The 13,351-nt window shown below is 67.9% G+C and carries 13 protein-coding genes; 9 read left to right on the top strand and 4 right to left on the bottom strand.

Going from position 1 to position 13,351, the window contains the following annotated elements:
- Positions 1-122: 122 nt before the first annotated feature.
- The 4 genes from FFS08_RS06730 to FFS08_RS06715 are packed head-to-tail and all read right to left on the bottom strand — an operon-like array spanning position 123 to position 5,687.
- The gene (locus FFS08_RS06730) at positions 123-1,622 is read right to left on the bottom strand and encodes a Ppx/GppA family phosphatase (protein WP_137863595.1); all 1,500 of its coding nucleotides are present in this window, start codon (positions 1,620-1,622) and stop codon (positions 123-125) included.
- Positions 1,619-3,769 carry an RNA degradosome polyphosphate kinase gene (locus FFS08_RS06725; protein WP_249341161.1) on the bottom strand — a complete coding sequence of 717 codons (2,151 nt, stop codon included), beginning with the start codon at positions 3,767-3,769 and terminating at the stop codon, positions 1,619-1,621. Before FFS08_RS06725 ends, FFS08_RS06730 begins: the two co-directional genes overlap by 4 nt.
- Before the next feature lie 47 nt (positions 3,770-3,816).
- Entirely contained in the window at positions 3,817-4,422 is a 606-nt protein-coding gene (locus FFS08_RS06720) for a P-loop NTPase family protein (protein ID WP_137863597.1), read from the bottom strand.
- Positions 4,419-5,687, bottom strand: a complete 1,269-nt coding sequence (locus FFS08_RS06715; RefSeq protein WP_137863598.1) for a heavy-metal-associated domain-containing protein — start codon at positions 5,685-5,687, stop codon at positions 4,419-4,421. Before FFS08_RS06715 ends, FFS08_RS06720 begins: the two co-directional genes overlap by 4 nt.
- A 128-nt stretch (positions 5,688-5,815) precedes the next feature.
- On the opposite strand from FFS08_RS06715, the gene purM reads away from it, so the two are divergent.
- The 9 genes from purM to pyrF all read left to right on the top strand — a co-directional run bounded on the left by purM (position 5,816) and on the right by pyrF (position 13,280).
- Positions 5,816-6,910, top strand: coding sequence for a phosphoribosylformylglycinamidine cyclo-ligase (purM, locus tag FFS08_RS06710; protein ID WP_137863599.1), 1,095 nt, complete (start codon positions 5,816-5,818; stop codon positions 6,908-6,910).
- The gene (purN, locus tag FFS08_RS06705; protein ID WP_137863600.1) at positions 6,903-7,484 is read left to right on the top strand and encodes a phosphoribosylglycinamide formyltransferase; all 582 of its coding nucleotides are present in this window, start codon (positions 6,903-6,905) and stop codon (positions 7,482-7,484) included. The genes purM and purN overlap by 8 nt, the downstream gene beginning before the upstream one ends.
- Positions 7,460-7,852, top strand: coding sequence for an MmcQ/YjbR family DNA-binding protein (locus tag FFS08_RS06700; RefSeq protein ID WP_249341162.1), 393 nt, complete (start codon positions 7,460-7,462; stop codon positions 7,850-7,852). Before purN ends, FFS08_RS06700 begins: the two co-directional genes overlap by 25 nt.
- A 103-nt stretch (positions 7,853-7,955) precedes the next feature.
- On the top strand, positions 7,956-8,156 hold the full coding sequence (locus FFS08_RS06695) for a hypothetical protein (RefSeq protein ID WP_137863601.1): 201 nt from the start codon (positions 7,956-7,958) through the stop codon (positions 8,154-8,156).
- A gap of 43 nt (positions 8,157-8,199) precedes the next feature.
- On the top strand, positions 8,200-8,898 hold the full coding sequence (locus FFS08_RS06690; protein WP_137863602.1) for an endonuclease/exonuclease/phosphatase family protein: 699 nt from the start codon (positions 8,200-8,202) through the stop codon (positions 8,896-8,898).
- Entirely contained in the window at positions 8,898-11,192 is a 2,295-nt protein-coding gene (locus tag FFS08_RS06685; RefSeq protein ID WP_137863603.1) for a patatin-like protein, read from the top strand. Before FFS08_RS06690 ends, FFS08_RS06685 begins: the two co-directional genes overlap by 1 nt.
- A gap of 75 nt (positions 11,193-11,267) precedes the next feature.
- Positions 11,268-12,179 carry an FRG domain-containing protein gene (locus tag FFS08_RS06680; protein ID WP_137863604.1) on the top strand — a complete coding sequence of 304 codons (912 nt, stop codon included), beginning with the start codon at positions 11,268-11,270 and terminating at the stop codon, positions 12,177-12,179.
- A 100-nt stretch (positions 12,180-12,279) separates the two neighbouring features.
- On the top strand, positions 12,280-12,612 hold the full coding sequence (locus FFS08_RS06675; protein WP_137863605.1) for a lipopolysaccharide assembly protein LapA domain-containing protein: 333 nt from the start codon (positions 12,280-12,282) through the stop codon (positions 12,610-12,612).
- A complete protein-coding gene (gene pyrF, locus FFS08_RS06670) occupies positions 12,609-13,280 on the top strand; it encodes an orotidine-5'-phosphate decarboxylase (RefSeq protein ID WP_137863606.1) in 672 nt (223 codons plus the stop codon). The genes FFS08_RS06675 and pyrF overlap by 4 nt, the downstream gene beginning before the upstream one ends.
- The last annotated feature ends 71 nt before the right edge of the window (positions 13,281-13,351 follow it).

The raw sequence follows: 13,351 nt of genomic DNA, 5'->3' as shown, positions 1-13,351 counted from the left end.
CCTGCCGCACCGGCTCCGGGCTTGGCCCTGGATCCCCGCCTGCGCGGGGATGACGAAAGAAATCAAAGTCTTGATCGAGGTCTTACCCTAGCTCCCCTCCCCCGAAGGGGGACCGGCCCCGATCAGACCTCCAGCACCGGCTCCTTGCCGAATGCGGCGGCGAGCGCCTTGTGGCGCTTCTCCACTGCTTCGCCATAGAGCGCCTCGTCCTCGGGATCGAGGCAGAGGGCGAGCGTCTCCTCGTCCATGTGCAGCTCCGAGCGCTTGATCGGCGCGGCGACGCCGCCCGACAGGCGCTGGCCCAGGCGGATGGCGAGGCCCCAGAGCTTGGCGCGCCACAGCGTGTCGTCGTCCGCCAGCTGCGGCAGCGGCGCCGGCGTGTCGAGCCCTCCGCCCAGCGCAGTGTAGAGCGCCTGTCCCAGCGCCGCGCGGCCCATCGAATCGATCGCCACCCAATTGCCGTGCAACGCCGCATCCAGGCCGCGCTCGGCGCGGAACTCCGGATTGGCGTGCCAGCCCACATCGACGAGCTGGCAGGCGGCATGGCGCAGGCGGGCCAGCTCGTGCGGCTCGCCGGCGAAGAGCGGCGCGATCCACCGGTCCAGCAGGTCGCCATGTTCCGGGAAACGGCCGAGGCGCTCCCCTTCGTCGCGGGTGGCGGCGATCAGCGGATCCTCCTGGCGCTGCTCGGCCGAGAGGCGCTGGAAGAGCAGCCCTTCGCGCAGGCCATAGGCCGAGACGATCGTGCCCCTGCTGCCGAGCTGCCGGAGCACCCCCCCGAGCAGTAGCGCCGCGTCCTCCAGCGACCCGATCCGGGCGCTGGAGATGTTCGGGATCGCTTTCAGGTCGGCACGCGGCATCGCCGCGATCGAACTGGCCAGCTCGCCGATCCGCGCCACCGCCATCGGATATTGGTGTGCGATCGGCAGCGGATAGTGCTTCAGGTGCATATCGAGCCGGGCAAGGCTGCGCCACGAACCGCCGACCAGATAGAAGGGCAGCCCCTTCCCCCGCCCCTTCCATCCGGCATCGCCGAGCAGCTTGGCGACGCGGCGGTCGAGCGCGGTCTTGCCCTCCGCGCGGATCGCGCCGAGCCGGAGCACGCCCAGCGGAAAGGACACGCGGTCGGTCACCGTGCCGGCGACGACGCGCACCAGCTCCAGCGAGCCGCCGCCCAGGTCGCCGACGATGCCGTCCGCCTCCGGAATGCCCGAGAGCACGCCCAGGCCCGAGGCCATCGCCTCTTCCTCGCCCGACAGGGTCTCGACTTCCAGGCCCAGGCCGCGTGCCGCCTCGATCAGCTCGCGACCGTTGGAGGCGTCGCGCACTGCGGCCGTCGCCACGGTGCGCAGCTCGCCAACCTGCATCTCGCGCGCGAGCGTGGCGAAACGGGCCAGCGCGCCGCGTGCGACGGCGAGGCTGGCGGCATCGATCGCCCCCGTCTCGGCCAGGCCGCGGCCGAGGCCCGCCATCACCTTTTCGTTGAACAAGGTCGCCGGCAGCCGCGCCGAGCCCTGATAGACTACCAGGCGCACCGAATTGGAGCCGATGTCGATGATCGCAGTGCGGCCCTCGACCCCTTCCGGCTTGGTGCGCGCCCGGCGGAACGGCAGCGTGTTCATGCCTTGGCCTTGGCCTTTGGCGGATTGCGGCGCCGCTTGAGCTGGAGCTTGGGCACCGGCTTGCGCGATTCGAGCGCCGCGCCGCGCCCGGAAAGCGACGGGTTGGTCATGAAATAGCGGTGCAGGTTGAAGCTGCCGTCCTCGCCCGGCACGATCCGGGTATAGTGCCCGTCGGGCTGGAGCACCCAGCTCTGCTCGTTGTCGAGCAGGTTCGCCACCATCACCTGGTCCAGCACCTGGTCGTGCACCGTCTTGTTGAGGATCGGCAGCATGAACTCGACACGGCGATCGAAGTTGCGCTGCATCCAGTCGGCCGAGGAAATGAACAGCCTGGCGCCGTCATTGGGCAGCGCCTTGCCGTTGCCGAACGCCCAGATGCGGCTATGCTCGAGGAAGCGCCCGACGATCGACTTGACCTTGATGTTCTCGCTCATCCCCGGAACGCCGGGGCGCAGGCAGCAGATGCCGCGGATGATCAGCTCGACCTCGACGCCCGCATTGCTCGCCTCGTAGAGCTTCTCGATCACCGCGGGATCGACCAGCGAGTTCATCTTGGCCCAGATCTGGCCCGGCCGCCCGGCGCGGACATGGGCGATCTCGTCGTCGATCATGGCGACCAGCCGGTTGCGCAGGTCGCGCGGGCTGATCCCGATCAGCTCCAGCCCATGCGGCTCCACATAGCCGGTGACATAGTTGAAGATCTGCGCCGCATCGCGCCCCACCCGGGGATCGGCAGTGAAGAAGCTGATGTCGGTATAGATGCGCGCGGTGACCGGATGATAGTTGCCGGTGCCGAAGTGGCAATAAGTGCGATAGCCATTGCCCTCGCGCCGCACGACCATCGAGACCTTGGCATGGGTCTTCCAGTCGATGAAGCCATAGACGACCTGGACGCCGGCACGCTCCAGGGCAGTCGCCCAATAGAGGTTCTGCTCCTCGTCGAAGCGCGCCTTCAGCTCGACCACCGCGGTGACCGACTTGCCGGCCTCGGCCGCGGCGATCAGCGCGTTGATGACGGCGGGCTGCTTGCCGGCGCGGTAGAGCGTCTGCTTGATCGCCACCACGTCCGGATCCGCCGCCGCCTGGCCCAGGAAGGAGAGCACGACGTCAAAGCTCTCATAGGGGTGGTGGACGACGATATCCTTGGCCTTGATCGCCGCGAAACAGTCGCCGCCATATTCGCGGATGCGCTCGGGGAAGCGCGCCGAATAGGGCGTGAACTTCAGGTCGGGCCGGTCCTCGTCGACCAGCATGGCGAGATCGCCGATGCCGAGAAAGCCGCCGGTCTCGGTGAGCAGCGCCTCGCTGCCGCCCAGCTCTTCCTTGAGCACCGCTTCCAGCTCGGTGGAGATGCTCTCCTCCATCTCCAGGCGGATCACTCGGCCGCGCCGCCGGCGCTTGATCGCCGAGCGGAAGGTCATGACCAGGTCCTCGGCCTCTTCCTCGATTTCGATGTCGCTGTCGCGCAGCACCCGGAAGGCCGCGGCGCCGAGTGCCGTGTAGCCGGGGAACAGCAGGTGCGAGAAATGCTTGAGCACCGCCTCGACCGCGACATAGCGGGCGGGATTGCCGGGCAGCCGGACGAAACGCTTGATCGCGGTGGGCAGCAGGACGAGCTCGCGCACCGGCTCGCGGTCCGACTTGCGGACCAGGTCGAAGATCACGCTCGATCCCTGGTTGGGGATGAACGGGAACGGATGCGCGGGATCGAGCGCCTGGGGTGTGAGGATCGGGAAAATCTGGTCGCGGAAATGCGTCTCCAGCCAGGCCTCGGTCTCGCCCTCGATCGCATCGGCGTCGAGGACGTGGATGCCGGTCTCGGCCAGGTCGGCGCGGATCGCGGTCCACACCGCCTGCTGGTTGTCGGCCAGCGTCTCGGCCTCGGCCGAGATGGCGGCAAGCTGCTGGCCGGGCGTGAGCCCGTCGGCCGAGCGCGCCTCCACCTTCTGGAGCTGCTGGCCCATCAGGCCCGCCACGCGGACCATGAAGAACTCGTCGAAGTTCGAGCCGGAGATCGACAGGAAGCGCAGCCGCTCGAGCAGGGGATGCGCCGGGTTGGTCGCTTCCTCCATCACGCGGCGGTTGAACGCGAGCCAGCTGAGCTCGCGGTTGAAGTAACGTGTGGAATTCTCCGGCAATTCGGTCATCTGGGTCCCTTCGACGGCCTGCCTGTTCGCTGTCTTGGCCATCGCCGTTAGTCACCGTCCGTTTCGGTTATGAGACCAGCCCCGGCCAATGTGGCGCGAACCGCCGGGATCGACAAGCGCCGCCCCGCCTCCAGCTCAAGCGCATCGGCAACGCGCAGGATCGCGATATGGCTGCGCTCGATCCGCCGGGCGATCCAGGCGATCACGTCCGGCCTGGCGTGGAGCAGGTGGCGCTCGAAGGCGCGCTCCAGCAGCTGGGGGATCAGCGCATCGTCGGGCGGGCCGATCTCCAGCAGCGGCGAGGCGGCGAGGCGCGACTTGAGATCGGGCAGTTTGACGCTCCAGGCCGGCGGCGCGGCCTGGGCGACGATCAGCAGCGGGCGATGCTCGGCCTGGGCCTGGTTCCAGGCATGGAAGACTTCGGTCTCCTTGCCGAGATCGGCATCGTCGAAGATGCGCGCGCCGGTCTTGGACGCGAAGATGCGCGCCAACAGGCTGCGGCCGGACTTGCGCGGGCCGACGAGCAGCGCCGACATCACGGGCCAGGTGCCCCAATGTTCGAGCTGGTGGACGGCGCGGGCGTTGGAGTCGCTGACCAGGAATTCCGTCTCGCGCGCTTCGGGCAGTCCCAGCGGCAGGCGAAGCTGCGTCATCCGCCGTTCGGCGCTTCCGTCGCCTGGGGCGTGGGTGCCGGCTGGGCTCCGCCACCGCCGCCGGCGCGCCGGATGCGGAGCACGCCCGGCCCTTCCTGCACGCTCCAGCCCCGCGCCTCGAGCTGCGCGTGCAGCGATGCGATCTGGCCGTCATAGGAGACGCGCATCACCGAGATGCCGCCCAGCGCCAGGCTCGACGTGACTGCAGAGCGCACGCCCGGGATGCCGCGCAGCGCCGCCTCGCCGGCATTGACCGAGCCGACATTGGGCGTGTCGAACTGGACGCTGATCGCAGTGCCGGCGGCGACGCTGGGCTCGGGCGTGGGCGTGGCTGCCTCGGTCGCCTCGTCGGTCGGCTTCTCCTCGGCCTTGGCACCCGGCGGGCGCGTGGCCAGGAGCCGGTCGGTATTGAGCTGGCCGAGCGCGAGCGCCTGCTGATAGGCCTTGTCGAGCCGCTGGACGCCCGCGTCCATCAGCGTGTCGAGCGAATCGCCATTGTCGACGCGCAGCGCGAAATCGGCGATCTTCTGGCGATCGGGGCCATGGGTGGCCGAGAAGATGCCGATGATCGGGCCGCCCGGATATTCGCGGCGCAGCTGCACCTCGGCGATCAGCACGTCCGCCGCGCCATATTGGTCGAGCACCGAGCGCCACCAGTTGCGGCCGCGGCGCAGCACCTGGCCGGCGTTGAGAAGCATGGAATCGGGCCCGTTGCCCTGCACCCGCACATAATCGACCGTGCTGCCGCCGCTCTTGAAGCGATTCCAGGCGCGGGCCCAGGCAGTCTCGCGCTCGAACACCAGGCCCGAGCCGCCCGAATATTCCAGCGGCACGATCAGCATCGGCGGCGACTGGTTCACCGCCACCGAAACGCCCAATATGCCGCCCGCCTTGTTGCGATCGAACAGCACGCTGAGGCGCGCGATATAGCGCGTCGGGCCGATTTGCTCCTTTTCCACGACGATGCCGGTGACGAGCGAATCGAGCGCCGAATCGGGCATGGTGGAAGCTTTGCCGGCCAGCTTGCGCGACAGCATCTCCCAGCCCTTGCGCTGGGCGAGCCGCCAGCCGCCATAGCGCGCGGCATCGGCGTCCTTGCCCTTCACGTCGACCTCGACGCCAGAGACCTCGAAGCTGCCCGAGGCATCGATCGGCACGGCACTGCCGCCCACGGCCTTCTCCCCTTCGGCAAGCACGGCACCCAGCCCCGCGAGCGCGAGCACGGAGGCGATGCCGATGGTGAGGGATTTGCGGGCCAGGGTCATGTGTGGGCCCTTTTGGCGAAGGGCGCGGGGAAATCCAAGCGCAGATGTAACATGCAGTGTTACTGCCCCTTCGCGAAGACGACGGATATTGAGATGACGGAATGGGAAGATGGCGCTAAGCGCCCCGCATGAGCGACCAGAAGAACTATACCTATGCCCAGGCGGGCGTCTCGATCGCGGCCGGCAACGCGCTGGTCCGCGCGATCGGCCCGCTCGCCAAGTCCACGCGGCGGCCCGGTGCCGATGCCGATCTGGGCGGGTTCGGCGGCGTGTTCGACCTGAAGGCTGCCGGGTTCAACGACCCGCTGCTCGTCGCGGCCAATGACGGCGTCGGCACCAAGCTCAAGCTCGCGATCGATTTCAACGCGCATGACGGCGTCGGCGTCGACCTGGTCGCGATGTGCGCCAACGACCTGATCGTCCAGGGCGCCGAGCCGCTCTTCTTCCTCGACTATTATGCCAGCGGCAAGCTGGTGCCGGAGACGGCCGAGCGCGTGATCGCGAGCATCGCCGAGGGCTGCCGCCAGGCCGGCTGTGCGCTGATCGGCGGCGAGACCGCCGAGATGCCAGGCATGTACGCCGAGGGCGATTACGACCTGGCCGGCTTCTGCGTCGGCGCGGTCGAGCGCGACCGGCTGCTCGACGGCAGCGCGATCCGGCCGGGCGACGTGCTGCTCGGCCTGGGCTCCACGGGCGTGCATTCCAACGGCTTCTCGCTGGTCCGCCGCCTTGCCGCCGACAAGGGCTGGAAGATGGACCGCCCCGCTTTGTTCGATCAGGACGTGATCCTGCTCGATGCGCTGATGGCGCCGACGCGCATCTATGTGCAAAGCCTGCTTCCGCAACTTCGCAAGGGCAATATCCGCGGCCTGGCGCATATCACCGGCGGCGGGTTGCTCGAGAATGTCCCGCGCGTGCTGCCCGAGGGCTGCCATGCCCGGATCGACGCAGGCGCCTGGCCGCTTCCCCGGTTGATGGCGTTCCTCCAGGGCCAGGGGAATATCGAGCCCGAGGAGATGGCGCGTACCTTCAATTGCGGCGTCGGCATGGTCGCGGTGGTGGCGCCCGAGCTGGCGGACACGGTGAAGGAAGAACTCTACGCGGCGGGCGAAGCGGTGTTCGTGATCGGCACCGTCGAAGCGGGCGAGCGCGGCTGCACCGTGTTCGGCGCCCCCGAAGTCTGGAGCGCGCGTTCGGACTGGTCCGCCACGCATAATGCGTAGGAAGCTCGGTATCCTGATTTCCGGGCGCGGTTCGAACATGGCCGCACTGGTCGAGGCGGCGCGGGCGCCCGACTGCCCCTATGAAGTCGCGCTCGTCGCCAGCGACAAGCCGGAGGCCGAGGGGCTCGCCTGGGCCGCCGAACAGGGCATCGCCACCTTCGCGCAGAGCCCCAGGGGCATGGCCAAGGCCGAATATGAAGCGCGGATCGACGCGGCCCTGCGCCAGGCGGGCGTCGAGGCGATCGCGCTGGCCGGCTATATGCGCCTGCTCTCGGACGATTTCGTCGCCCGCTGGCGTGGCCGGATCGTCAACGTCCACCCGTCGCTGCTGCCCAAGTACAAGGGGCTCGACACCCATGCCCGCGCGATCGAAGCGGGTGACAGCCATGGCGGCGCGTCGGTCCATATGGTCACCGAGGAGCTGGACGGCGGCGAAGTGCTCGGCCAGGCCGAAGTGGCGATCCTGCCCGGCGACACGCCGGAAAGCCTTGCCGAACGGGTATTGAAGGAGGAACATCGGCTCTATCCACGGATAGTCGCTGAGTTCCTATGCCCCGAGAATCTGCAAGGCTGAGCCCCGATCCCGACACCGCCCTGGCCCAGGTCCGCGCGATCGCGCTGGAGCTTCCCGAGGCCGAGGAGCGCACGAGCCACGGCCAGCCGACCTTCTTCGTCGCCGGCAAGCAGTTCGCCCAGTTCCGCCACGATCATCATGGCGACGGCCGCACCATCGTCGCCGTGAAGACCGGGGACGAGGAAGAGGGGCCGAACCTGATCGCGATCGCGCCTGAGATCTATTCCAGGGTCGCCTATTTCGGACTGGGCTGGGTGGGCATCGCGGTCGGGCAGCCGGATACCGACATGGACTTTGTCGGCGACCGGATCGCGCGCAGCTGGGAACTGGCCGCCCCGCGCCGCCTGCTCGAAGCCGGCGGCCGCTGAGATCCGGCGTTCTTCCTTCGGGAATCTTGGATATTTTCCCGTTCATCCGAGTTTGTCACCAATTCCCTGTCTCGCTTTGGCGGGGATGGCGAACGGAGAAAGCATGGGACAGAAGATCTCGCCCGCCGAACCCGCGGAGGATCCGGGCATCGCGACCGCCGAGCAGGGCGTGGTGCTGCTCGACGGCCCCGACGGCGTCGCCATCGCGATGACGCCGCGCGCCGCGGAGGAGACCGGCCGCCGGCTCGTCGCGGCCGCGCTCGAAGCCGCAAGCCAGGGCAGCGCCGGGGCGCATCCGAGCTGAGCCCCTTGCGCATGTTCCTCAAGCCCCGCGATAAGGGGCGCCGATGATCAAGGTCGCCAGCTACAACATGCGCAAGTCGATCGGCACCGATCGCCGGCGGCGCCCGGAGCGCACCTTGCAGGTGCTCTGCGAGATCGACGCCGACATCGTCGCGCTCCAGGAAGCCGATCGCCGCTTCGGCGAACGCTCCGCCGTGCTCACCCAGCATCTGCTTGCCGAGCATAGCGACTACAAACCCGTCCCCTTCGGCACCAAGGTGCGCTCGATGGGCTGGCACGGCAACGCGCTGCTCGTGCGCAAGGATGCGCAGATCCTCGATTGCGAGGCGATCCACCTGCCCGCGCTCGAACCGCGCGGCGCAGTGATGGCCGATGTGCGCGTCGCCGGCGGACCGGTGGTGCGCGTGGTCGGCATGCATCTCGACCTGTCCGGCCTGTGGCGGCGGCGCCAGGCGCACGCGATCATCACCCATCTCCAGGCAAGTACGCGCCAGTATCCGACGATCCTGATGGGCGACCTCAACGAATGGAGCGCCCAGTCCGGATGCCTGCGCGACTTTGCCGGCCATTTCGCCTTCGCCGCCACCGGCAAGACCTTCCACGCGCGCCGCCCGGTGGCCCGGCTCGACCGGATCATGGCCAGCCCGGAGCTGACCATCACCGATGCCGGCGTGCATGACAGCCTCCAGGCGCGTACAGCCTCCGATCACCTGCCCATCTGGGCGACGCTGCAAAAGGCCTGATGACCGAAACCCGCGACAAGGAACTGCGCCTCGCGCTCGTCTGCTACGGCGGCATCAGCCTGGCCGTGTACATGCACGGCATCACCAAGGAGGTCTGGCGCCTGGCCCGCGCGAGTTGTGCCGAGCGCGACGGGGCCGACGGGCGGCCCGACGTCTATCGCGAACTGATCGAGGAGATCCGCGACACGTCGGGTGTCAACCTGCGCGTGCTGGTGGACATCCTCGCCGGTGCCAGCGCGGGCGGAATCAACACGGTGTTCCTCGCCCAGGCCATCGCCACGGGCCAGTCGCTCGATCCGCTGACCGACCTGTGGATGGACAATGCCGATGTCGAGGCGCTGCTCGAGCCGCGCCAGCGCCCCTCGCATCGCTTCGCCAAGATCTGGGCGGTGCCGATCGCCTGGCTGGTCGCCAACCGCTCGAAGACAGTGGACGAGACGGTGGCGGCCGAAGCGCGCGACGAAGTGCGCCTGAAGCTCGAGCATTTCGTCCGCTCGCGCTGGTTCGAGCCGCCGTTCGGCGGCAAGCGGCTGGCCAATACCATCCTCGACGCCTTCGCCGCCATGGCCAGGGGGCCAAAGGACAAGCGCCTGCTGCCGGATGGCCAGCCGCTCGACCTGTTCGTCACCGTCACCGACTTCCGCGGCCATCCCGAGGCCCTGCGGCTCAATTCGCCCGCCTCGGTGATCGAGAACGAGCACCGGCTCGTCTTCTCCTTCACCGATCATGGCCTGCCGGACGAGCGCTTCGCCGATGCCGCGAGCCTCACTTTCGCGGCGCGGGCGACGTCCAGCTTCCCGGGCGCCTTCCCGCCGATGACGGTGGGCGAGATGGACGAGCTGCTCGCCGAGCGCAGACAGGCCTGGCCGCAGCGCGATGCGTTCCTGGAGCGCGTCCTGCCGCGCCAATGGGCCGACAGCCATGCCGAGAAAGCGATACTGATCGACGGCTCGGTCCTCGCCAACGCTCCCTTCCGCCCCGCCATGGAAGCGCTGAAGGAGCGCCCCGCCCGCCGCCAGGTCGACCGGCGCTTCGTCTTCGTCGATCCCTTCCCCAATTTCCGCTTCGACTTCTACGGCGCCGAGGGGGACAAGAAGCCCGGCTTCTTCGCGACGATCATCGGCGCACTCTCCGAACTGCCGCGCGAGCAGCCGATCCGCGACAATCTGGACGAGATCGCCCGCCGCTCGCACCGGATCGAGCGGATGCTCGCGATCGTCACCGAGATCCGTGCCGAAGTGGAGACCCAGGTCGAGGCGCTGTTCGGCTATACGCTGTGGCTCGACTATCCGAACCAGAAGCGGCTGGCCGCGTGGCGCCGCCGCGCACAGGTGGCCGCGGCGGCCAAGGCCGGATACGGCCACACCGCCTATGGCCTGCTCAAGGTGGAAGGCGCGATCGATCGCACGGCGAGGCTGCTCTACACGGTGGGCGAGCATCACGGACCCGAGCGGCTGCACGAGATCCGCGAGGCGCTCGCCGCCGCAGTCCAGTCGCGCGGCGCGGACCGGTTCGGCGCCACGCTTTCCAACGGCGCCTCGCCCGAGACGCTGGAGTTCCTGCGCGCCCACGACCTCGGCTTCCGGATCCGGCGCCTGCGCCTGCTCGCTCGCCGGCTCGCCGAAGTGGACTTGCCGACCAGCCACGGCGTGCTGCGGCCGATGCGCGAGGCGATCTATGATTCGCTCGCGGCCTATCTCGAACTCAAGCGCGCCGACACCTATGCCGATCTGCGCGACGAGATCCGGATGATGACCGACGATGCCGGGCCGATCCTCGACCGGCTCGCCGACCGGATGCAGCTGAAGAAGCTCGACGGCGAGACCGATGCGCGGCTGGCCGCGGGGCTGAGCACGCTCGCCAAGGATCTTCGCCGGCCGCTTCTCCTCGCACATCTGGGCTTTCCCTTCTACGACATCGCCACCCTGCCGCTGCTCCAGGGCGAGGGCGTGGACGAGTTCGACCCGATCCGCGTCGATCGCATCGCGCCCGACGACGCCACCGCGATCCGCACCGGCGGCGCGGAGGCGACGCTGAAGGGGATCCAGTTCAACAGCTTCGGCGCCTTTTTCAGCCGGGCCTATCGCGAGAACGACTATCTCTGGGGCCGCCTGCACGGCGCCGACCGGCTGATCGACATCGTGCTTTCGACTCTCGATCCCGCGACCCGCCCCCCCGAGGACCGTGCCGCGGCGATCAAGCGCCGGGCCTTCCACGCGATTCTCGACGAGGAGGAAAGGCGCCTGACGAAGATTCCCGCGCTGTTCGAGGAATTGCGGGCGGAGATCGGATGACGGACGAGGCGACAAGGCTCCGATCTCGTTCTTGTTTTGCTTGCGAGGCGCCGGCCCGACCTTAGGGGGCCGGGAATGACGAGCAGTTCGGCGAAGAAGAAATCGCAAGGCCCTATCACCATCTCGGAACCAGTGTCCGATCTGGCCGATTTCATCGCAAAGGTGATGGATTATGCGGCCGCCGAGCCTCTCTTCAAATGCTATCGCGGACAGCGGGATTCGTCCTGGGAGAACATCCCTGGACTCTTCCGGCCCGATCTGAAGAAGCTGGAAGAATGCGAGAAGCGGGCGATCCGGGATCTGATCTCGGTGCATCCGCACGAGTTCAGTAGCGACCATTCGATGTTCGATCGGCTGGTCCGCATGCAGCATTTCGGCTTGCCTACCCGGTTGATGGATGTCTCGCGCAATCCGCTGGTCGCTCTATATTTCGCCACCGACCCGGGGACCGGCGCGCAAACCGACGGAATGGTCACCGCCTTCGCGATCCCGGAAGGACGCGAGAAATATTTCGACAGCGACTCCGTCAGCTGCCTCGCCAATCTCTCCAACATGACGAAGGAAGAGAAGGCGGAGATCATCGACGTCCGCGAAGGCCGGATAAAGGGAACGGACAAGAAGACCGAGCGGGAACGGATCAACGCGACGCCGGTATACCAGCGCCTTCACCAGTTCATTCGCGTGGAGAAGGCCCACTTCCTGCCGATCATCGATCCGATCGACTTGTTCAAACCCTATTACGTCCATCCCAAGATGAGCAATCGCCGCATTCTGTCGCAAGCGGGCGGGTTTATCATCTATGGGCTGAAGCCGCCGAAGCAGATCAATTTCGCCCACCTGATTCAGGAGACGCGGTTCATCGTGCCGGCAGGCGCCAAGCAAGTTCTCCGGAGCGCGCTCGAACTGCTCGGCATCACCGAAAGCACGCTGTTTCCGGAGATCGACAAGGCCGCGAAACGCATCGAGGCGAACTACACCAGTTCCTGATCGCCTCGATGCACGCGGCCGCTGCCCCAGCCGGCACGGTCTGGCCAAACCGCCTTTCCCGGCATAGAACCACCCTTACCTCACGCAGGAAGGGAGAGGGATGCGGTTTCTGAAGGTGCTGTTCTGGCTGTTGCTGGGCGGCCTCGTCGCTGGCTTCGTGATCTACAATGGCGACGAACGCGTGAACGTGCACCTCTGGAGCGGCCTGATCGCCGATTTCAGCCTGCCGCTGCTGCTGATTCTCGTCTTCCTCGCGGGACTGTTGCCGGTCCTGCTCGCCTATCACGCGCTGCGCTGGCGGATGCGCCAGCGGATCACCGGGCTGGAGCGCGCGCTGAACGATCTGCGCGCGCTCAACGCGATGCCGGAGCCCGTGCCCGCTTCCGTGCCTGCCTCTCCCCAGCCCGCCCTGCCGCTGGGAGACGTGCAATGAGCCCGGTCTATGTCGCGATCGACACGCCCGAACTGGAGCGTGCCAAGGCCATCGCCACGCGGGTGAAGGCGCATGTCGGCGGGATCAAGCTCGGCCTCGAATTCTTCATGGCGAACGGCCGCGCGGGCGTGCACGAGATGCACGAGATCGGCCTGCCGATCTTCCTCGACCTCAAGTTTCACGACATCCCCAACACCGTCGCCAAGGCGATCCAGGCGCTACGCCCGCTCGAGCCCGCGATCCTGACGGTGCATGCCGCCGGCGGCCGCGCCATGCTGGAGGACGCCAAGGCCGCCGCACCGGCGGGCACCAAGGTGGTGGCGGTGACGATGCTCACCAGCCTCGACGACAGCGACCTGGTTTCGATCGGGCTGCGGCCGGATCCGCACGAACAGGTGATGCGGCTGACCGAGCTCGCCAGGTCGGCGGGTGTCGACGGCATCGTCTGCTCGGGCAATGAAGTCGCCGCTGCCAAGGCGCTCTGGCGCGACGGCTTCTTCGTCATTCCCGGCGTCCGCCCGGCGAATGGCACGGTGGGCGACCAGAAGCGCGTGGTCACGCCGCGCGCCGCGCTCGATGCCGGCGCGTCGATCCTGGTCGTCGGCCGGCCGATAACCCAGGCCCAGGATCCCGACCTGGCCGCACGCGAGATCGAGGCTACGCTTTGATGCGCGCCCTTCTCCTCGCGCTGCCGCTGTCTCCATTGGCACTCGCGGCCTCGACCGTCGAGGCACAAGAG

This window comes from Sphingomonas sp. 1F27F7B, from assembly GCF_005503355.1.
In the GTDB taxonomy this organism is placed as follows: Bacteria; Pseudomonadota; Alphaproteobacteria; order Sphingomonadales; family Sphingomonadaceae; genus Sphingomonas.
This window is presented reverse-complemented; position numbering and strand designations above follow the sequence as displayed.